The organism is Oceanisphaera sp. IT1-181, from assembly GCF_033807535.1.
Taxonomy (GTDB): domain Bacteria; phylum Pseudomonadota; class Gammaproteobacteria; order Enterobacterales; family Aeromonadaceae; genus Oceanimonas.
Genome location: NZ_CP136856.1, coordinates 2,547,434 through 2,568,766, shown reverse-complemented (window position 1 = coordinate 2,568,766; position 21,333 = coordinate 2,547,434). Strand labels below are relative to the sequence as shown.

At 51.5% G+C, this 21,333-nt stretch carries 14 protein-coding genes and 1 pseudogene; 14 read left to right on the top strand and 1 reads right to left on the bottom strand.

From position 1 onward, the window contains the following. Window positions 1-340: 340 nt before the first annotated feature. The 14 genes and pseudogenes from R0134_RS11425 (at window position 341) to tilS (ending at window position 20,120) form a co-directional block, all read left to right on the top strand. Window positions 341-1,216: a phosphatidate cytidylyltransferase gene (locus tag R0134_RS11425; protein ID WP_319782052.1), complete on the top strand. Its 876-nt coding sequence runs from the start codon at window positions 341-343 to the stop codon at window positions 1,214-1,216. Window positions 1,217-1,298: 82 nt separating this feature from the next. Further along, complete coding sequence (gene ispC, locus R0134_RS11420; protein WP_319782051.1) at window positions 1,299-2,489, top strand: 1-deoxy-D-xylulose-5-phosphate reductoisomerase; 1,191 nt, start codon at window positions 1,299-1,301, stop codon at window positions 2,487-2,489. Continuing rightward, window positions 2,489-3,838 carry a sigma E protease regulator RseP gene (gene rseP / locus R0134_RS11415; protein ID WP_319782050.1) on the top strand — a complete coding sequence of 450 codons (1,350 nt, stop codon included), beginning with the start codon at window positions 2,489-2,491 and terminating at the stop codon, window positions 3,836-3,838. Before ispC ends, rseP begins: the two co-directional genes overlap by 1 nt. 435 nt (window positions 3,839-4,273) lie before the next feature. After that, window positions 4,274-6,688: an outer membrane protein assembly factor BamA gene (gene bamA, locus R0134_RS11410; protein WP_319782049.1), complete on the top strand. Its 2,415-nt coding sequence runs from the start codon at window positions 4,274-4,276 to the stop codon at window positions 6,686-6,688. A gap of 571 nt (window positions 6,689-7,259) precedes the next feature. Beyond that, window positions 7,260-7,754 (top strand): OmpH family outer membrane protein, encoded by a 495-nt coding sequence (locus R0134_RS11405; RefSeq protein ID WP_319784360.1) that lies wholly within the window; start codon window positions 7,260-7,262, stop codon window positions 7,752-7,754. Between the two features lie 10 nt (window positions 7,755-7,764). Continuing rightward, the gene (gene lpxD, locus R0134_RS11400; RefSeq protein WP_319782048.1) at window positions 7,765-8,769 is read left to right on the top strand and encodes a UDP-3-O-(3-hydroxymyristoyl)glucosamine N-acyltransferase; all 1,005 of its coding nucleotides are present in this window, start codon (window positions 7,765-7,767) and stop codon (window positions 8,767-8,769) included. A 125-nt stretch (window positions 8,770-8,894) separates the two neighbouring features. Continuing rightward, window positions 8,895-9,284: a 3-hydroxyacyl-ACP dehydratase FabZ gene (fabZ, locus tag R0134_RS11395; RefSeq protein ID WP_413641462.1), complete on the top strand. Its 390-nt coding sequence runs from the start codon at window positions 8,895-8,897 to the stop codon at window positions 9,282-9,284. A 2-nt stretch (window positions 9,285-9,286) separates the two neighbouring features. Continuing rightward, the gene (gene lpxA, locus R0134_RS11390; RefSeq protein WP_319782047.1) at window positions 9,287-10,096 is read left to right on the top strand and encodes an acyl-ACP--UDP-N-acetylglucosamine O-acyltransferase; all 810 of its coding nucleotides are present in this window, start codon (window positions 9,287-9,289) and stop codon (window positions 10,094-10,096) included. Next, a pseudogene (lpxB, locus tag R0134_RS11385) lies at window positions 10,071-11,282 on the top strand (lipid-A-disaccharide synthase); the annotation flags it as partial. The gene lpxA and the pseudogene lpxB, both read left to right, overlap by 26 nt. A 77-nt stretch (window positions 11,283-11,359) precedes the next feature. Next, window positions 11,360-11,971, top strand: coding sequence for a ribonuclease HII (gene rnhB / locus R0134_RS11380; protein ID WP_319782046.1), 612 nt, complete (start codon window positions 11,360-11,362; stop codon window positions 11,969-11,971). Beyond that, a complete protein-coding gene (dnaE, locus tag R0134_RS11375; RefSeq protein WP_319782045.1) occupies window positions 11,968-15,438 on the top strand; it encodes a DNA polymerase III subunit alpha in 3,471 nt (1,156 codons plus the stop codon). Before rnhB ends, dnaE begins: the two co-directional genes overlap by 4 nt. Window positions 15,439-15,447: 9 nt before the next feature. Further along, window positions 15,448-16,398 (top strand): acetyl-CoA carboxylase carboxyl transferase subunit alpha, encoded by a 951-nt coding sequence (gene accA / locus R0134_RS11370; protein ID WP_319782044.1) that lies wholly within the window; start codon window positions 15,448-15,450, stop codon window positions 16,396-16,398. Between the two features lie 1,364 nt (window positions 16,399-17,762). Beyond that, window positions 17,763-18,512 carry a M48 family metalloprotease gene (locus tag R0134_RS11365; RefSeq protein WP_319782043.1) on the top strand — a complete coding sequence of 250 codons (750 nt, stop codon included), beginning with the start codon at window positions 17,763-17,765 and terminating at the stop codon, window positions 18,510-18,512. Between the two features lie 273 nt (window positions 18,513-18,785). After that, window positions 18,786-20,120, top strand: coding sequence for a tRNA lysidine(34) synthetase TilS (gene tilS, locus R0134_RS11360; RefSeq protein WP_319782042.1), 1,335 nt, complete (start codon window positions 18,786-18,788; stop codon window positions 20,118-20,120). A gap of 319 nt (window positions 20,121-20,439) precedes the next feature. Here the strand turns inward: tilS and xthA are convergent, their stop codons facing one another. Next, window positions 20,440-21,246, bottom strand: a complete 807-nt coding sequence (gene xthA, locus R0134_RS11355; RefSeq protein ID WP_319782041.1) for an exodeoxyribonuclease III — start codon at window positions 21,244-21,246, stop codon at window positions 20,440-20,442. Window positions 21,247-21,333: the final 87 nt, after the last annotated feature.

The following is a 21,333-nucleotide window of genomic DNA, read 5'->3' as shown; positions in this document are numbered from 1 at the left end:
CGACGCGGCAATCTATGAGCTAAAAGTAGTGATTAGTGTTCGGGGAATAGGGATTAGAAGTGCTATTCACTAATCATCTAGCCCCTTATCCCTTCACATGCCATTTCATGTGGATTTCGTTGCAAATAGATTTTTTGGTATTTTTGATTTATGCCGTCAGGATCTCGCACTTATCGCCGTCATCCTGACGCAGGTCAGGATCTCGGGTTAGGTTTTAGATATAAAAAGCGAGATACCGGGGCAAGCCCGGCATGACGACAGAAGGGCAGTGTTGGGAGTGTTATGCCGGTCTCTTCACGCTTTACCCTTTACTCTTCACCGCATTCATAGAGGAATTGCTTTGTTAAAACTACGAATTATTACCGCACTCTGTTTGGTGCCTTTAGTGCTGGCGGCCTTGTTCTTGCTGCCGTTTAACTATTTTGCGCTGTTTGCCGGTGCCATATATTTGTTGGCGTCCATTGAGTGGGGCAACTTTATTGATAAAGACCGCGCCTTTATCACCATGCTCGCCATGGGCTTGGTGCTCTATGGCTTGATGGGACTATTGCCCCTCGAAGGGCTGTGGACCGAGAGCACCAGTTTAGGCACCTTAGCCGCCGGTATGGAGCCAAGATTGAGCTACTTGTATATGGTGGCGGGTGCTTGGTGGTTAGTAGCGTTAGGGCTAGTGCTGACATTTCCGCGCAGTGCTAGCTGGTGGCGGGGCAATGCCGCTATGCAGTCGGCGTTTGCCTTTCTGACCTTAGTGCCCTTTTACTGGGCGATGATGACGCTGCGTGGCTTTCAATATCAAGAAAATCCGCACTTTGGCGCTTGGTTATTGTTGTTTGTAATGGGCTTAGTGTGGGCTGCCGATACCGGCGCCTACTTTGTTGGTCGCGCTTTTGGTAAGCGCAAGCTGCGCCCTAATGTTAGCCCCGGCAAAACCGTGGAAGGCATGTTGGGCGGCGTAGCCTCGGCCACAGTGCTGGCGCTGATTGTGACTTTTAGTATCGATTTGCCGAGCCAGCAGACCTTGGTGGTGCTGATTGCTTCAATAGTGGCAGTGTTAGCCTCAGTGCTGGGTGATTTAACCGAGAGCATGTTTAAGCGCGAGGCTGGCTTAAAAGACTCCGGCAATATCTTGCCCGGTCACGGCGGCATTATGGACAGGATTGATAGCTTAACTGCGGCGCTTCCTGTGTTCGTGCTCGTTGTGTGGCTGTTGAGCTAATGTTGAAAAAATTGACTGCATTTAACCGAGTATTCATTTCTGCCGTTCGTCTCTCAATCTCGCGTTTAGTAGGGGGTAGCTGATGGACACTCTGGCGATACTGGGTGCCACTGGCTCCATTGGGCAAAGTACTTTGGCCGTAGTGCGTCAACACCCTGATCGGTTCTCGCTGTTTGCCTTAAGTGCGCACAGCAATGTGGGGCGCATGGTCACCGACTGTTTGGAGTTTGCGCCGCGTTATGCGGTGATGGTCGATGCATCGGCCGCTAAGCAGTTACGCCATGAATTGGCGCAGTTAAACAGTGTCACCGAGGTGTTAAGTGGCAGCGAGGCGTTGTGCGAGGTGGCCTGCGAGCCCGAGGTCACGACTGTGATGGCGGCGATTGTGGGCGCGGCCGGTTTATTGTCGACCTTGTCGGCAGTTAAAGCCGGCAAGCGGGTATTGCTGGCTAATAAAGAAGCACTAGTAATGAGCGGCGAGCTGTTTATTGATGCGGTACACCATTACGGTGCCGAGCTATTGCCCATCGACAGTGAGCACAATGCCATTTTTCAATGCCTGCCGAGCTCGCTACAACAAAACCCCGGTCGTGGCAGTTTGAGTGAGGCGGGAGTCAGTAAAATCTTACTTACCGGCTCCGGTGGCCCGTTTCGTTATACGGCCATTAATGAGCTAAGTGCGGTGACGCCAGCGCAGGCCATCGCCCATCCTAACTGGACCATGGGGCCAAAGATTTCTGTAGACTCGGCCACCATGATGAACAAAGGTCTGGAGTATATAGAAGCGCGCTGGTTATTTAATGCCGCACCGGAGCAGTTACAGGTATTGGTGCATCCGCAATCGGTGGTGCATTCTATGGTGCAATATTCTGATGGCTCTGTATTGGCGCAGCTCGGTCAGCCAGATATGATGACGCCCATTGCTCATGCCTTGGCGTATCCGGCGCGCATTGCTTCGGGCGTGGCCCCTCTGGATTTTTGTACGCTCGGTGATTTGAGTTTTATGGCACCAGATATGGCGCGTTACCCTTGTTTGCAGTTGGCCATTGATGCCTGCGCCAGTGGCCAGGGGGCGACCACGGCCTTGAATGCGGCGAACGAAGTGGCAGTGGCGGCCTTTTTGGCCGGTGAATTGAATTTTATGGCTATCAATCAGGTAAACGAGGCGGTAATGCAAACGTTGGGCGCGAGCTCAGTGAGCACTATTGATGAAATTATTGCTTTGGATAATCAGGCACGACTCTGTGCTACAGCACAAATAAGGAAGCACTAATGGGCAGCTTTTTCTGGAATTTGGGTGCCTTTATTGTCGCCTTAGGTGTGTTGGTGGCGGTGCATGAGTTTGGCCACTTTTGGGTAGCCAGACGTAATGGCGTGAAAGTAGAGCGTTTTTCGATTGGTTTTGGTAAGGCCCTGTGGCGACGCATGGGTAAAGACGGCACCGAGTATGTGGTGGCCATAATCCCACTCGGCGGTTACGTTAAAATGCTCGATAGCCGCGTTGAAGAGGTGCCCGCCGAGCTGCACGACCAAGCCTTTAATCACAAGTCGGTATGGGCGCGCATGGCCATAGTGGTGGCTGGGCCCATGGCGAACTTCGTGTTTGCCATTTTTGCTTGTTGGCTGATGTTTTTAATTGGCATTCCCTCGGTCAAGCCGGTATTAAACTCGGTGACGCCTTCTTCAGTAGCGGCCCAAGGTGGCTTAAGCTCAGGCATGGAAATTATTGCCATCGACGGCAAAAAAGTGCGCACGTGGGAAGAAGTTAACTTTGCGCTGTTAGGGCGGCTGGGGGATGATAAGACCGTTTTCACGGTGACCGACACTGCAGGGCAACAGCGCGATGCGCAATTGCAATTGGCGGACTGGCAGTTTAATCCAGAAGTGGAGTCGCCAATTACGGCGTTGGGCTTAGTGCCAGAAGGGCCTAGCCTGACATTAGAGGTGGCGAATGTGGTCGAAAATGGCCCAGCGGAAGCGGCCGGCGTGCAGCTTGGCGACACCCTTATCGCCATTAATGGCGAAAAGCTAGTTGATTGGCGCCAGTTAGTGACGGCGGTGCAGGCCTCGCCTGAGATTGAAATGGAACTTGAGGTACAACGTAACGGTCAGAGTCAGCAACTTAAGCTAACGCCCGCGCGTCAAGAGCACGCAGACCGCGTAATAGGCTTTGCCGGCTTGGCGCCGGCAGTGTTACCTGTCGCCGATGAATATCGTTTTGATCTGCGCTACGGCCCACTGGCCGCTATCGGTGAAGGTATCGGCCGCACTTGGGATTTAAGCGTACTGACCTTTCAAATGCTTGGTAAGTTGGTTACCGGTGTGGTGTCGGTGGATAACCTAAGCGGCCCGATTTCGATTGCCAAAGGTGCCGGTGCTACCGCCGACTACGGCTTGGTGTATTTTTTAGGCTTTATGGCCTTAGTAAGTGTGAATCTGGGCATTATTAACTTGATGCCACTGCCGGTATTAGACGGTGGCCACTTACTGTTTTATATCATCGAAGCCGTTACTGGCCGACCGGTGCCTGAAAAAGTGCAGGAAGTCGGCTTTAAAATTGGCGCAGTCTTATTGATGATGTTAATGGGCCTGGCACTGTTTAACGATTTTGCGCGGCTGTAAAGAATAACAGATAGCGCCCGGCGCCCAGCTCCCAGCGCCAAGGGAAGCTGAATACTAAAATTGGATTGCTTCGCTACGCTCGCAAAGACCCTACTCTCGTCATTGCGAGGAGTGAAACGACGCTGCAATCCAAGTTTTTGGTTCTATGCGGGTTGTAGAATGGATTGCCACGCTACGCTCGCAAAGACGGGATAAGAGCAGAAAGAGGTTCAACGCTTTAGGTTTTAGGGTTAATGACGAAGTATGAATGGCGGTGAGGTGTGAAACGTAAGGTGTTAGGTTTACCCCTTCACTCTTTACGCTTCACTCTTTATCTGCTTTCCCGAATTTAGTTTACGACATTACTTACAAGGACACAGTCAGACTATGTCAGTGAAAAAACAGGCAATTAACCATGAGTCTGCGAACTCTCGGTCAACAAACAAGAGACCAGCCTTGACTCAGACGCTGATCGCCACTTGCTTGCTCAGTGCCAGCTTCGTTGCCCAAGCACAGAGCACCAATGCGCCTTTTGTTGTGCAAGACATTCAAGTAAACGGCTTACAGCGGGTGACGCTGGGTGCCACGCTGTTGAGCTTGCCGATACGCGTGGGCGAAGAAATGGACGCGGCCCGTACTGCTGAAGCCATTAAGAGCCTGTATGCCTCTGGCAACTTTGAAGACGTACGCTTGTTACGTGATAACGGTACGCTGGTAGTGCAAGTCACCGAGCGACCGACCATTGCCGGTATCACTTTTAGTGGCAATAAAGAAATCAAAGAAGATCAGCTGAATAAAAGCTTAGAAGGGGCAGGGGTGCGCATCGGTGAGCCGCTGGATCGCACTACCTTAAGCTCATTAGAAAAAGGCTTAGAGGACTTTTACTACGGTGTGGGTAAATACTCGGCCAAGGTAAAAGCCGTGCTTACGCCGCTACCGCGCAATCGCGTTGACCTCAAATTTGAATTTGTGGAAGGCCCGGCCGCAGAAATTAAACAGATTAATATCGTGGGTAATAAAGCCTTCAGCGAGAAACAACTGCTAAGTCAGCTTGAGCTGTCCGACAGTGTGCCTTGGTGGAACATTATGGGCGACCAGCGCTATCAAAAGCAAAAGCTGGCCGGTGATATTGAAACCCTGCGTTCTTATTATCGCGATCGCGGCTATTTAAAAGCTGAAGTGAGCTCCACTCAAGTGTCCATGTCACCGGATAAAGAAGGCGTCTATATCACGCTTAACGTCAGTGAAGGTGAGCGCTATACGGTGTCCGGCGTGAACCTGCGCGGTAATCTGGTAGACCGTCAGTCTGAGCTGCAAGCGCTGATCCCGTTACAAAAGGGTGACTTATATTCGGCGGCCGACGTGGCACACATGGAAGAAGTGCTGTCTAAATTTTTAGGCCGCTTTGGCTATGCTTATCCGAAAATTTCTACTTTTCCGCAAATCGATGAAGCCAGCAAAAAAGTTGAGCTAGTGGTAAACGTCGATCCGGGCAGCCGCGTCTATGTGCGCCGCATTAACTTTAGCGGAAACATTATTACCAAAGACGAAGTGCTGCGCCGAGAGATGCGCCAAATGGAAGGTGCGAGTCTGTCTAGTGAAGACATTGAACAGTCGCGCACTCGCTTAAATCGTTTAGGTTATTTTGAAAACGTAGAAGTGGATACCCGTCGCGTAGAGGGCGAGCCCGATCTGGTGGACTTAGACGTCAGCGTCAAAGAACAACCTGCCGGCTCCATTAACTTTGGTATCGGCTTTGGTACTGACTCGGGCTTTAGTATTCAAGCGGGTTTACAACAAGAAAACTTTCTTGGTACTGGTAACCGGGTTGGCATTAACTCGCAAATGAATGACTACTCTAAAGACGTGTCATTAGACTTTACCGACCCCTACTTTACGGTGGACGGCGTTAGCTTAGGCGGGCGGGTGTATTATCGTCAGTTTGATGCGCGTGATGCCAACCTCGCAGACTACGACAGCACCTTGTACGGTGTGCGTGCCTTAAGTGGTTTCCCGATTAACGAAGATAACAGCTTAAACTTCAGCGTCGGTTACGAGCACAACACTCTGGGTAAGCCGAGTGATAGTTACGACCAATTGGATGATTTTTGGGCGCTGCATAACGATCAAGTATTGGGCAGCAACGAAATTAGCTTCGATACCTTTGATATTACATCCGGCTGGACGCGTAATACCTTAAACAAAGGCTATTTCCCCACATCCGGTAATCGCCAGAACTTATCGTTGAAAGTGACGGTGCCAGGTTCCGACTTGCAGTACTACAAGACCAGCTTCGATGATGCGCACTACTTCCCTATCGATCGCAATCACAACTGGGTGCTAGCGGGTAAATTCCGTGCTTCTTACGGTGATGGTTACGGTGACACCAGTAACGGTGATCAGCGCTTGCCGTTCTTTGAAAACTACTACGGCGGTGGCTTTAACACCCTGCGCGGCTTTAAGAGCAACTCGGTAGGGCCAAGAGCGGTTTATAAAAATGCCGATGGTACTTACCGTGGTGACGACAGCACTATCGGCGGTAACGCCTTGGTGGCCGCGTCTGTAGAGATGATAGTGCCCACGCCGTTTGCCGGTGAAGACTTGCAACGCTCCTTGCGTACCAGCGTATTTATGGACGTAGGCACGGTTTGGAATACCAACTACGACGGTAAGTACGCAGGTAGCTGTTCCGACAGCTGTGACTTAATTTATGACTTTGGTGATCCGTCCAACTTCCGCGCCTCTGCAGGTGTCAGCATGCAGTGGTTATCGCCACTGGGCCCGCTGGTGTTCTCACTGGCTACACCGATAAAAGAAGTAGCAGGCGACCGCACCGAAGTGTTTAACTTCAACATCGGTAGAACGTTTTAAAAAAGCGTGAAGGGTGAAGCGAACAAGCCTAACCCGGAACTTGCAGGAACGCGGTTTTCGCCGTCATCCTGATGAACATCAGGATCTCGGTTTTGGTTTGAGGGCGAAGAGCGAGATACCGGGGCTGTCATGCCGGGCTCGACCCGGTACCGGTAAGACGGCAAAGAGCGGTTTGTTCTGCATGTATGCCGTCATCCTGACGGACGTCAGGATCTGGTTTAGGTTTTAGGACGAAGAGCGAGATACCGGGGCGAGCCCGGTAAGACGGCAACGTGCGGTTTGTTTTGTATGTATGCAGTCATCCTGACGAACGTCAGGATCTGGTTTAGGTTTTAGGACGAAGAGCGAGATACCGGGGCCGTCATGCCGGGCTCGACCCGGTACCGGTAAGACGGCAAAGAGCGGTTTGTTCTGTATGTATGCCGTCATCCTGACGAACGTCAGGATCTGGTTTAGGTTTTAGGACGAAGATTCAGTACTGGTAAGACGGGCAAGGGCGGTGTTATGGGTAACTATTCACGCTTAACCCTTTACCCTTCACATTTACTTAAAGGAGATTGCTTTGAAACAGATGATGAAAGTATTGGGAGTGGTGGCACTCTTGTTCACTGCGGGTGCGGCTCAAGCGCAAGCCACTAAGCTGGCGGTGGTAGATACAGCGAAAGTCTTTCAAAAGATGCCGCAGCGTGATGCGGTGGCCAACAAGCTGAAGAGCGAGTTTGGCAGTCGTATTAAAGAAGTACAAAAAATGGAGGCCGATGGTCGCAGCTTTATTGAAAAGCAGCAGAAAGACATGGCTTTTATGAACGATCAGCAAAAAGCGGATGCGCAGAAAAAACTCAATGACATGCAAGGCGCCTATGTACAAAAGCGTAGCAAGTTAGAAGAAGACCAAGCGCGCCGTGAGCACGAAGAGCGTCAAGCCATGCTCAAGCGTATTCAAGGTGCCATCGAGGAGATCACTCGAGCCCAAGGTATCGATTTAGTGATTGAGCGTGGCGCCGTTATTCATGTGGCACCTAGCTTAGATATTACCGACCAAGTAATCAGCCGAGTAAGCAAGTAAGAGTAGAGTTATGACTATCACACTACAAGAATTGGCTCAACACCTCGGTGCTGAACTTAAGGGCGACCCTAAGGTGGTCATTGCTCGGGTGAATACCCTAGATAAAGCCGGCCCCGATGAAGTGGCGTTTTTATCCGATAAGCACTATCGCCATCTATTGGCCACCACCAAGGCGGGGGCTGTGATCGTGCAGGCCGCCGACCAAGACTTGTGCTCTGTGCCTACTTTGGTGATGAGCAATCCTTATTTAGGTTTTGCGCTGGCGGCACAACAACTGGATACCACGCCGCAACCTGCCCTAGATATTCATGCTAAAGCCGTGGTGGCCGACGACGTTATCTTAGGCGCGGGCGTGGCCATAGGGGCCAATGCGGTGATTGAGTCTGGCGTGGTGCTGGGCGATGGCGTGGTGGTCGGTGCTGGCTGCTTCATCGGTAAAGGCGCCAAGCTTGGCGCTCGCACGCGGCTGTGGGCCAACGTCACCCTGTATCACAGAGTGGTGTTGGGTGAAGATTGCTTAGTACAAGCCAACACTGTGATTGGCGCCGACGGCTTTGGTTATGCCAACGAAAAGGGCGAGTGGATTAAAATCCCTCAGCTGGGTACCGTTATCATTGGTAACCGCGTTGAGATTGGCGCCTGTACTACCATAGACCGCGGTGCGCTGGGCGATACTACGATTGCCGATAATGTCATTATTGATAACCAATGCCAGATAGCGCACAACGTCAAGATAGGGTACGGATGTGCGGTGGCGGGTGGTACCATAATGGCCGGTAGTCTCACGGTCGGTAAATACTGTATTATTGGCGGCGGCACCGTCATCAATGGTCATATCGAACTGTGTGATGGCGTGACTGTCACCGGCATGGGCATGGTGATGCGATCCATTACCGAACCCGGCATTTATTCCTCCGGCATTCCGTTGCAACCTAACAAAGAGTGGCGTAAAACTGCGGCTCGGGTGATGCGCATCGACGATTTGCACAAGCGCGTCAAGCAGCTTGAAAAATAATCGAACAATAAAAATTAAGCATAAATTGGTAGGGTTACATTTTGACTAACGAACTGAACACAGAAAAAAATCAGTTGGATATCCAGGAAATTCTGGAACTGTTGCCACATCGCTACCCGTTTTTGATGGTCGATAAAGTGGACCATTATGAAATTAGCCCTGAGCGCAAAACCCTGAGAGGCATCAAGAATGTGTCTTTCAACGAGCCTATGTTTACTGGACACTTTCCGGGAAAACCGGTGTTTCCTGGCGTATTAATCCTAGAAGCCATGGCCCAAGCCACCGGTATCTTGGCCTTTAAAATGGTCGGTAAGCCAAAGCCTGGCGAGCTGTATTATTTTGCTTCTATCGATAATGCACGCTTTAAGCGCCCAGTGGTGCCAGGAGATCAATTGGTATTGGACGTGGTCTTTTTGAAAGAGCGTCGCGGCATCGCCAAATTTACCGGCGTTGCCACCGTAGACGGCGAAATAGTCTGTACGGCAGAATTAATGTGTGCCAAACGCGGGGGTTAAGTGTGACTAAAGAAAGTGCAGTAATTCATGATACGGCGGTTATTCATCCTACGGCTATTGTTCACCCCAGCGCCAAAATTGGCAAAGGCGTGGAAATTGGCCCTTGGACCTTGATTGGCGCCGATGTAGAAATTGGCGACGATTGTTGGATTGGTCCCCATGTCGTTATTAAAGGGCCTACCAGTATCGGCCAGCGGAATCGTATTTTTCAGTTTTGCTCGATAGGCGAAGACTGCCAAGACAAAAAATACGTCGGTGAGCTGACGCGGCTGGAAATTGGCGACGATAACGTGATTCGTGAGTCCTGCACTTTTCACCGTGGCACCAGCCAAGATGAAAGCTTAACGCGCGTGGGCAGCCGTAACCTGTTTATGGTTAACGTACACGTGGCCCACGACTGTCGCATTGGTGACGAATGCATCTTCGCTAATAACGCCACGCTGGCCGGCCATGTGCACATAGGATCCTACGTGATCTTTGGCGGCCACGCCGCCATTCATCAGTTTGGCCGGGTGGGCAGCCATGCCTTTATCGCCGGCTGTGCCGCGCTGAATAAAGACGTGCCGCCTTATGTGATGGCAGCGGGTCTTTATGCCAAGCCGTTTGGTGTGAACTCCGAAGGCTTGCGCCGTCGGGGCTTTTCGCCTGAGGCGATTTCAGCCATCAAAAAAGCCTATAAGATTATTTTCCGTAGCGGTAAAACCGTAGCTGAAGTGATCCCAGAGCTGGAAGCGTTGAATGCCCTGCAGCCTGAAGTGGGCCCCATGATTGAGTTTTTACAGCAAAATGAGCGCGGTATTATTCGTGCCTAATGCGCTTAATCAAGACAGCAGCTTGCAGCACAGCGGCCACTTAGCCCTTAATCATAGACCGCTACGCATTGGCATAGTGGCCGGTGAGGTCTCTGGCGATACCTTGGGTGCCGGGCTTATTCGAGAGCTGCGCGCACGCCATCCGGATGCCATTTTTGAGGGCATTGCTGGCCCACAAATGGTGGCTGAGGGCTGCAGCGCGCTGTTTGAGATGGAAGAGCTGGCGGTGATGGGTTTGGTGGAAGTACTGGGCCGTTTACCGCGTATTTTAACTATCCGCAAACAGATCTTGAGCCATTTTTTGGCAAATCCACCGGATGTGTTTGTCGGTATAGATGCGCCAGATTTTAATATCGGTGTGGAGCTTAAACTGCGCGCGAATGGCATTGCTACCTTGCACTATGTAAGCCCGTCCGTGTGGGCATGGCGGCAAAACCGCATTCATAAAATTAAGCGCGCCACCGACATGGTGCTGGCCTTTTTGCCCTTTGAAAAAGCCTTCTACGACCGCTTTGATGCGCCTTGTCGCTTTATCGGCCATACCTTAGCGGATCAAATGCCCTTGCTGCCGGACACTCAAGGCGCGCGGGCACGCTTGGGGCTTAAAGCCGACGGCCATTATCTGGCCTTGCTGCCAGGCAGCCGCTTTGCGGAAGTGAATTTACTGAGCCCCGTCTATTTGAGCGCCTGTAAGCTACTCAAAATCCGCTATCCCGATCTGGAATTTGTGGTACCGCTGGTCAGTGCCAAACGTCGAGCTGAGTTCCTGGCCATTAAAGAGCAGATAGCACCTGAGCTGGATATCATTTTAATCGAAGGCCAAGGCCGCGATGTGATGACTGCGGCAGACATTATCTTGCTGGCCTCTGGCACGGCCACGCTGGAAGCCATGTTGGCGAAAAAGCCCATGGTGGTGGGCTATAAATTTAAGCCGTTTAGCTATTGGCTGGCCAATAAGTTTGTGCATACCGCCTATGCGTCTTTGCCCAATTTATTAGCGGGCAGCATGCTGGTGCCCGAGCTGATTCAAGCGGATTGTACTGTCGACAACATAGTGCGCGAAGTGAGTCAGTTGCTGGATCAAGATAATCAGGCGTTAGTGGCGAAATTTAGTGAGCTGCATCAGCTGATCCGCTGTAATGCCGATGAGCAAGCCGCACTGGCGGTGCTAGAACTTGCAAATAAAAATCTCGCAAACAAAAAGTTAGCAAATCTGTCTGATTCTCATGAAGAGTTGGCCAATAAAGCCTCGGCTGGAAAATAATGTTAGAGATAGTCTATCCCCAAGGTGTACTGGTGGCCGGCGTCGATGAAGTGGGCCGCGGCCCACTGGTGGGTGACGTGGTCACCGCCGCCGTTATTCTCGACCCTGCGCGTCCTATCCCCGGTCTTAATGACTCCAAAGTGCTCAGTGATAAGAAGCGCCAATTGCTCAGCACTTTGATCCGTGAGCATGCGCTCGCTTGGGCCATTGGCCGTTGTTCGCCGAGTGAGATTGACGAGCTCAATATCTTACAAGCCACCATGTTGGCCATGAGCCGAGCGGTCGCCGCCCTTAGCGTACAGCCGGGGTTTGTATTTATCGACGGTAATCGCTGCCCCGTATTGCCTATGCCGAGCGAAGCGGTAGTGAAGGGCGACAGCCGCGTAGCAGAGATCAGTGCCGCCTCCATTTTAGCCAAAGTGGCCCGCGACCAAGAGATGATAGAGCTCGATGCTCGCTATCCTGAATACGGTTTTGCTCAGCATAAGGGCTACCCGACCAAGGCGCATTTTGCTGCACTGGCCGCCCATGGCGTGTTACCTGAATATCGCCGCAGCTTTAAGCCGGTGGCGACTCAGTTAGCCCTAAACGGCGGAGTGTTGCGCTCATGAATACGCCCTTTATACACCTGCGCGTACATTCTGACTTTTCCATGGTGGATGGTGTAGCCAAAATTGCGCCCATTAACCAGCGTGCCAAAGAGTTGGGCTATCCCGCACTCGCGCTCACTGACCAAATGAACATGTGTGGCTTAGTGCGCTTTTACGGCGACAGCCATCGCAAAGGCTTAAAGCCCATTATCGGCACCGATATTTGGGTGCAAAGTGATGAGCTGGGCGAGCAATTGTTTCGCCTCACCTTGCTGGCCATGAACAACGCCGGTTACCAAAATATAACCCGCATTATTTCTGCCGCCTTTGAGCGCGGCCACGTGCAGCACAGACCTTTAGTGGATAAAGCCTGGTTGGCGGAGTTTAACGAAGGTGTGATTGTGCTCTCCGGCGGGCGCGAAGGAGACGTGGGCACCAGCTTATTGAAGGGTAATGAGGAGCTGGTCAACGAATGTTTAGGGTTCTATCAAACCCATTTTGCCGATCGTTTTTATCTGGAATTACAGCGCACCGAGCGCATCGACGAAGAAACCTACCTGCATATGGCGGTGGCCTTGGCCGAGCGGGAACAGATCCCAGTGGTGGCCACTAATGAAGTGGTATTTCTTGATAAAAGCGATTTTGACGCCCATGAAATTCGGGTGGCCATTCACGACGGCTTTACGTTGGATGATAAGCGACGCCCACGGCGTTACAGCCCAGAGCAGTATCTAAAAAGTGCTGCCGAAATGGCGGAGTTATTTTCGGATATTCCTGAGGCGCTGGAAAACAGCGTTGAGATTGCCAAGCGCTGTAACGTCACCGTACGCTTGGGCGAATATTTCTTGCCGGACTTTCCCACCGGCGATATGAGCATCGAAGACTTCTTGGTTAAATGCTCCGCAGAAGGCTTAGAAGACCGACTCAATTTCTTATTTCCCGATGAAAAAGTGCGCGACGAAAAGCGCCCTGAATACGACGAGCGCTTAAAAATTGAGCTCGACGTGATCAACCAAATGGGCTTTCCCGGTTATTTCTTGATCGTGATGGAGTTTATCCAATGGTCAAAAGATAACGGTATTCCCGTAGGCCCTGGGCGAGGTTCGGGCGCCGGCTCTTTGGTGGCCTATGCATTAAATATCACGGACTTGGATCCGCTGGAATTCGACTTGCTGTTTGAGCGCTTCTTGAATCCTGAGCGGGTATCCATGCCCGACTTCGATATCGACTTTTGCATGGACCGCCGCGATGAAGTAATCGATCACGTGGCCGAGCTTTATGGTCGTGATGCGGTGAGTCAGATCATCACCTTCGGCACCATGGCCGCCAAAGCGGTGATCCGCGACGTAGGCCGAGTGCTGGGTCATCCTTATGGTTTTGTGGAGCGCATCTCTAAGCTGATCCCCATGGATCCGGGTATGACGCTGGCCAAGGCCTTCGAGATGGAACCTAAATTACCGGAAATTTACGATCAAGACGAAGAAGTCAAAGCCTTGATCGATATGGCGCGCCAGCTTGAGGGCACCATACGTAACGCCGGTAAGCACGCCGGCGGTGTGGTAATTGCACCAACGCGCATCACCGACTTTGCGCCCTTGTACTGCGATGAGCACGGCCAAAACCCGGTTACCCAGTTTGATAAAGATGATGTGGAAGAAGCGGGCTTAGTGAAGTTCGACTTCTTGGGCCTGCGCACGCTCACTATTATCGACTGGGCACTGGCAATGATTAACCCCAAGCTCGAAGCGCAGGGTTTGCCCATTATCGATATTGCCGCCATCCCCATGGATGACCCGGCGTGCTTTAAACTTTTAAAACGCTACGAGACCACGGCGGTATTCCAGCTCGAATCTCGCGGCATGAAAGACTTGGTTAAGCGCCTACAGCCTGACTGTTTCGAAGACATGATAGCCTTAGTGGCGCTGTTTCGGCCGGGGCCGCTGCAGTCTGGCATGGTGGATAACTTTATCGACCGTAAGCATGGCCGTGAGGCGGTGTCTTATCCGGATGAAACCTGGCAGCACGAGTCCCTGAAAACCACGCTCGAACCCACCTATGGCATCATTCTCTATCAAGAGCAGGTGATGCAAATCGCCCAGGTGCTGGCGGGTTATTCGTTGGGTGGCGCTGACTTATTACGTCGCGCCATGGGTAAGAAAAAACCTGAAGAAATGGCCAAGCAGCGTGAAGGGTTTGAAGCCGGTGCTGTGGCGAATGGCATAGACGGCGAGTTGGCGATGAAAATCTTCGACTTGGTGGAAAAGTTTGCCGGCTATGGCTTTAATAAATCGCACTCTGCGGCTTATGCGTTAGTTTCTTATCAAACCCTGTGGCTGAAAACGCATTATCCGGCGGAGTTTATGGCGGCGGTGATGACCGCCGACATGGATAACACCGACAAAGTCGTGACCCAAGTCGACGAATGTCAGCGCATGGGCTTAACCTTGCTGCCACCGGATGTAAACTCCGGCCTGTATCGCTTTACGGTGAACGAACAAGGCGCCATCGTCTATGGCATAGGTGCCATCAAGGGCGTGGGCGAGGGGCCGATAGAGTCGATTTTAGCGGCCCGCGTTGACGGTCCGTTTCGAGATTTATTCGACTTCTGTAATCGCGTCGACTTAAAAAAATTAAATAAGCGGGTGATGGAAAAGCTGGTGTTAGCTGGCGCCATGGATCGCTTAGGGCCGCATCGTGCCTCACTGATGGCCACACTTCCCGAAGCCATGAAGGCCGCCGAGCAACATGCGCGGGCGGAAGCGCTCGGCCAAAGCGATATGTTTGGCGTACTCATAGAAGAAGAGCACACTGAGCATGCCTTTGTGGACGTGCCGCACTGGCCTGATAATGTGTGGCTCGATGGCGAGCGCGATACGCTGGGCTTATATTTAACCGGCCACCCGATTAATCAGTACGCCAAAGAATTACGCCAATATACCAGTGGGCGTCTGTGTGATTTACAAGCCACCAGCCGCGATAAAACCACGACTGCTGCGGGCTTGGTGATTGCCGCGCGGGTGATGACCACCAAGCGTGGCAACCGCATGGGCATCTTAACTATCGACGATAAATCAGGTCGATTAGACGTGACGCTGTTCTCCGATGCGCTTGAACGCTATGAGTCTTTGCTAGAAAAGGATAAAATCCTCGTTATCAGCGGCCAAGTCAGCTTTGATGACTTTAATGGCGGCCTTAAGATGTCGGCACGAGAAGTGCTAGAGATGAGCGATGCGCGAGAGCGATTTGCTCGCGGGCTTGCGTTAAATATTAATCACAGCCAAATAGATCAACACTTTTTTAGCCAATTGTTGGACATACTCAGCCCCGTACGGGCGGGCGTGTGTCCGGTGCGAGTTACTTATTATCGACCAGGAGCGCGGGCGCAGTTAATGCTTGGCACCGAGTGGCGGGTTACGCCCACCGACGAGATGTTAGCATCATTAAAACAACTGCTGGGTCCGGATAAAGTCGAACTACTTTTTGAATAGAGGGGTCCTATGAACCAGCATTTTCTGGATTTTGAACAACCGATTGCTGAGCTGCAAGCTCAGATCGAAGAGCTGCGTCACGTAAACGAAGGCGATGCGGTGGATCTCGACGAAGAAGTCAGCCGTTTAGAAGTTAAGCGTGAAGAACTGACCAAAAAAGTGTTCAGTAACTTAGGCTCATGGCAGATCTCGCAATTAGCGCGTCATCCTGCTCGTCCTCATACGCTGGATTACATCGAACACATTTTTGATGAGTTTGACGAACTGGCCGGCGACCGCGCTTACGCCGACGATAAAGCCATGGTGGGCGGCATTGCGCGCATCGATGGTCGTCCGGTGATGGTGATTGGTCAGCAAAAAGGCCGTGAAACCAAAGAAAAGATCCGTCGTAACTTTGGTATGCCACGCCCAGAAGGTTATCGTAAAGCTTTGCGCCTGATGGAAATGGCCGAGCGCTTTAACATGCCAATTTTGACCTTTATCGACACCCCAGGTGCATACCCAGGTGTGGGCGCCGAAGAGCGCGGTCAGAGCGAAGCGATTGCGCGTAACCTAAAAGTGATGTCGGGCTTAAAAGTGCCGATTATCTGCACCGTGATTGGTGAAGGTGGCTCAGGTGGTGCTTTGGCCATTGGTGTGGGTGACCGTGTGAACATGATGCAATATTCGACCTACTCAGTTATCTCTCCTGAAGGTTGTGCATCTATCTTGTGGAAGAGCGCCGATAAAGCCTCACTCGCCGCCGAAGCCATGGGCATTACCGCTAAGCGTATTCATGAGCTGAAATTAATCGATAGCATAGTGGACGAGCCCATTGGTGGCGCCCACGGCAATCCGTTATTAGCTGCTAAATCATTAAAAGCGCGTTTGCTGAGCGATTTGGCTGACTTGGATAAGCTGGACCAAAGCACGCTGTTAGAGCAACGCTACCAGCGCCTGATGGGCTTCGGTTATTGCTAATATAGCGCCGAGCGCCCAGCGCTAAGCACCGAGCTAAAGAGATGCACCGAGCCCACAAGCTCGGTGCTTTTTTTTACGCCTTTTTTGTATTCGGGCTTTGTAGGCGAACATTTATTCTCGCATTTCGTCGCAGGAGAAAATGCCTGCCGTCATCCTGACGTAAGTCAGGATCGGGTGTGGGTTTCTAGGATCTGTTGACCTTTCGAGATGGTTTTTCAGCAGCCAGCGTAGCTGGTTAGTTTTAGAGCCAAACCTAAAGCCAAATTCCAAACCGTGCTGAATACTCTTTACCGAAAACAAGGGCACCTACAAAAGATAGGCACTTCGTAGCCGGTAATTTATTCGCCGGTCCTGCGAAGCAGGATGTTTTAAGGGCATAGAAAACTGTGGCGAAGTCCTCTTCGCTGAAGAGACGGCCACCCTACAATAGATAGGCACTTAGTAGTCGGAAATTTATTTGCCGGACCAGCGTAGCTGGATATAAAATCTTGACGTCCAGCAGAGTATCTACAAGGTCAAAACCAAGCGCTAAGACATGGCAAAAATAGGTTTAAGTGTTACGTTTTTTCTTTGCCAAGTTGGGCAGTAGCATACAACCACATAAGTTATGCGTGATTACTTAAGTAATCCGGCATAACAGGTGTGGATATATAACGCTCCGGAGCCAACACTACTAAGCCATATGGTTGGATACTTCCACATAAGTTACGCAGCATTACTTAAGCAGTCCGCCATAACTGCTGTGGATAGCCAAGCTCCAAACTGCGGCGAAGCTCTCTTCGCCAAAGAGACGTCCACCTACGAAAGATACCATACCCCGTAGCCGGCAATTTATTCGCCGGGCCAGCGTAGCTGGTTAGTTTTAGAGCCAAACCTAAAGCAAAATTCCAAACCGTGCTGAATAAATTTGCACCTACAAGGTCAAAACCAAGCGCTAAGACAGTGGCGAAGGAGTCTTGAATTTTTAAGGAGAGCAAGCTGCGCAAAATTCACGTTAGTTCCGCAGCATTACTTATGACATCTTATGTCGTGGCAAAGTTGGGGGTTGCCTGCCCATTAGGTAAGCAGTACCCGTAACACGGGGGGCAGATGTAGTGCTGCGCTTGCTTTAATGGGTCACTGCAATATCGGATTATTACCCTAAGTGCTAACTAAGCTGCCTTTCGTGTTGCTGCCGCTAGGTCTACTTCCTTCGTTACCATTGCTGATGTAGTGCAATGATTTGTATCATTAGGCTGTTCATCCGCGCCGCCTGATGCAGATTAGCCATCAAAGCCAAGGTGCCCTTAGACAATGATTGATTGACTCGCCCGATATTTTGCTCTGTTATACAGCTTCCGTGATACGCAAGAGGTTTAAGAGACATGAAAAAAACACTGATAGCTGCCAGTATTCTCACTTTAAGTTTAAGTGGTTGCGTTGCCGACGATGGCGGCCAGTTGTTGGGTGCCGGCTTAACCGCGTTTCAAGGCATGACCATTAGCAAAACGGAGCTCCAAGCTCAGGCTAGCCTAGCAGCCCAAAAAATGGATGCCGATAATAAAGTCGCGCCCGCTAACAATGCTTACAGCCAACGTTTAGCCAAGGTGACCCAAGGCCTGACACAAATTGACGGTACGCCGCTGAATTTTAAAGTCTATTTAGACAAAGAAATTAACGCCTTTGCTATGCCTGATGGCACGGTGCGCGTTTACTCTGGCTTGATGGATGTGATGAAAGACGACGAGCTGATGGCGGTGATCGGCCATGAAGTGGCACACATCAAATATGAGCATACTCTAGGCCAGTTTAAGACCGCGTATCTCACCGCGGCCGCCCGTCAGGCGGCGTCTGCCGCTGGTGGCACCATTGGTGCCTTGGCGAGCTCTGACTATGCGGAGCTGGGTAGCCAATTTTTAGGCGCGCAGTTCTCACAAAAGGACGAGCTGCAAGCAGATGTGTATGGGGTAGAAGTATTATGCCAGCAGCGCATGGATCCTTATGCAGCCATGCGCGCGCAACAAATTCTGATGCAGAACTCTGGTAACGGTGGCGGGCTTTTTTCTAGCCACCCCGCGACCAATAAGCGCATTGATTTAGTACGCGACGCCGCTGCTAATGCTAGCTGTCGCTAACAAGCAATTGAAGAGCGAGGCGAGAAGGGTATGAGATAAGACCTAACAGCCAGCCTTATGCTTGAAGTGGTAAGATAAACACCGGATCCTAGATCCGGTGTTTTTGTATTAGGCCGACAGGCGGTGATGTATCTTGTAAGCTTTGTGCATCAGAACCTGCTGCGCAGGTTTTCGCGGCTAAAGCACGCGACTACATGGGTGCAATATATGGGCTGCGAATAGAGAACCGTGTCCCACTATTATGTTGGCTAACCGCTCTTTTAAAGGTTTATTATGGATCTCTATCCTGTTTTTTGCCGCCAGATGCGTGGCTTAACGCCTGTCCATTCATTGGTGGTGGCCTTTAGTGGTGGGCTAGACTCGACGGTCTTATTAGCACTGGCGGCTCAGTTTGCTAAAGAGCGCGGCATTAATATTCGCGCCGTACACATTGCTCATGGCTTGCAAGACGCCGCCAAAGATTGGCCAGCACATTGTGCTGAGGTTGCTGCAGCGTTAGGCGTGGCTTGTGTGACCGAAGCGGTACAAGTGGTGCTCGGGCCCAGAGTGAGCCTAGAAGCGGCGGCACGCGAGGCGCGTTATCAAGCCTTGGGTGATGCCATGCAGCCTAATGATATTTTACTCACCGGCCACCATCTGGACGATCAAGCGGAAACCTTGTTGCTGGCGCTTAAGCGTGGCGCTGGCATTAAAGGTCTGGCGGCCATGCCAGAGCGCAAGCCCTTTGGCTGTGAGCGAAAGCAGAATCAACAGTGGCGGCCGCTATTGTCATGTTCGCGCCAATCTTTAGAAGCTTACGCCACAGAACAGGGCTTAAGCTGGATAGAAGACCCCAGTAATAGCGATAATAACTTCGACCGTAACTTCTTACGTAATCGCATCTTGCCAACGCTATTAGCGCAGTGGCCGTCTTTTAATGAGACCTTGTCGCGCAGTGCCGAGTTGTGTGCCGAGCAACTGCAATTGGCACAAGAGTGGGCCGAGTGTGATTTACCTGCGTTGTTGAACGAGGCGGGTGGCTTGAACATAGCCGGCTTAACAGCGCTAAGCGTAGCGCGGCGCCATAATGTGCTGCGACATTGGTTGCAGCAACATAATGTGCACCCCAGTCGCGCGCAATTACACGCTATCTGGCAAGAAGTGGCCTTGGCGCGGCCAGATGCGAGCCCAGAAGTACGGTTAGACGCTTCTCGAATATGCCGTTATCAAGGTGTGCTTTATGTGCCCCAAAAAGCGGGCCAGCCCATTGCGTTATTACAGTTAAAAGCAGAACTTTGGCAAGATGCTGGAGTGGGGCGGTTACGCCTGAGCTGGGTAGAGCAAGAGGCAGATTTAATCGCTGAGCTTGATATCAGCCAGTTGCAGCTGAGCTTTAATATCAGTGGCCTAAGAGCTCAGCCCCAAGGGCGTGCTGGCTCGCGACCGTTAAAGAAGCTGTGGCAAGAATACGCAGTGCCGCCTTGGCAGCGCAGCCAAATGCCGCTTTTGCTCCAAAGAGAAAACCTAGTGGCTATTCCAGGCTTATTCGTCAGCCAAGCCTATGTTCCCAAGCCCGATCAAGCAGGCTGGCGTATAGAGTGGGAAGTAAAGCCGGAAGGTAAGCCCTAACCTTGGTCCTTGCGAGGAGTGCAACGACGCGGCAATCCATGGTTATGTACCGCGCCGTTGTAGCATGGATTGCCGCGCTACGCTCGCAAAGACGGAATAAGAAAGGCCAGAGCCAAATCCTAACCTTGGTCATTGCGAGGAGTGCAACGACGCGGCAATCCATAGTTATGTACCGCGCCGTTGTGGTATAGATTGCCGCGCTACGCTCGCAAAGACGGAATAAGAAAGGCCAGAGCCAAATCCTAACCTTGGTCATTGCGAGGAGTGCAACGACGCGGCAATCCACATTCACCATTCACCCTTTACGCATCAGAATAAGTTACTTAAACGTCGCCCAGATCGGTGCATGATCGGAAGGCTTTTCGATGCCGCGTAATTCGTAGTCGATGCCGGTTTCCAGCAATTGCTCGATTAATGGCTGGGTGGCCAATACTAAGTCGATACGCAGGCCGCGGTTATCATCAAAGCCGCGACTGCGATAATCAAACCACGAATATTGCTCGGTCTGCTCAGGGTTTTGCAAGCGCCACGTATCGGTTAAGCCCCAGCTCAGCAGGCTCTCCATCCATTCCCGCTCTTCCGGTAAAAATGAGCACTTACCATCACGCAACCAGCGTTTACGGTTGGGCTCACCAATGCCGATATCTAAATCCGTATGCGAGATATTCACATCACCCATCACGATCACCGCTTGATCTGGGGTGTGATACTCGGTGAGGTAGGCTTGCAAGTCTTCATAAAAACGCGCCTTGGCCGGAAACTTAGTCTCGTGCTTGCGGTTTTCACCTTGCGGAAAATAGCCATTTAAGATGGTGACTTCACTGCCATCGGGGCGGGCAAAGCGGCCCATGATCATGCGTCGCTGGGCATCTTCTTCATCACCGGGAAAGCCCTTGCGGATTTCCAACGGTGTTTGCTTGCACAGCATGGCCACGCCGTAATGGGCTTTTTGACCGTGAAAGTACACCTGATAGCCCATGGCCTCTACCGCTTCTACCGGGAACATTTCGTCGTGCACCTTGATTTCTTGCAGGCCAATCACGTCCGGTTGATGCTTATCGATAATGGCCTGCAATTGATGCAAACGCGCCCTAAGTCCATTGATATTAAAGGAGATAACTTTCATAAATATAAAAGCCTGATACAAAAAAGATGCCGCTATGCTAGCAGAAAGTAGCCCTTCCAGCGAAACATAGCGCCCAGTGTCCAGCTA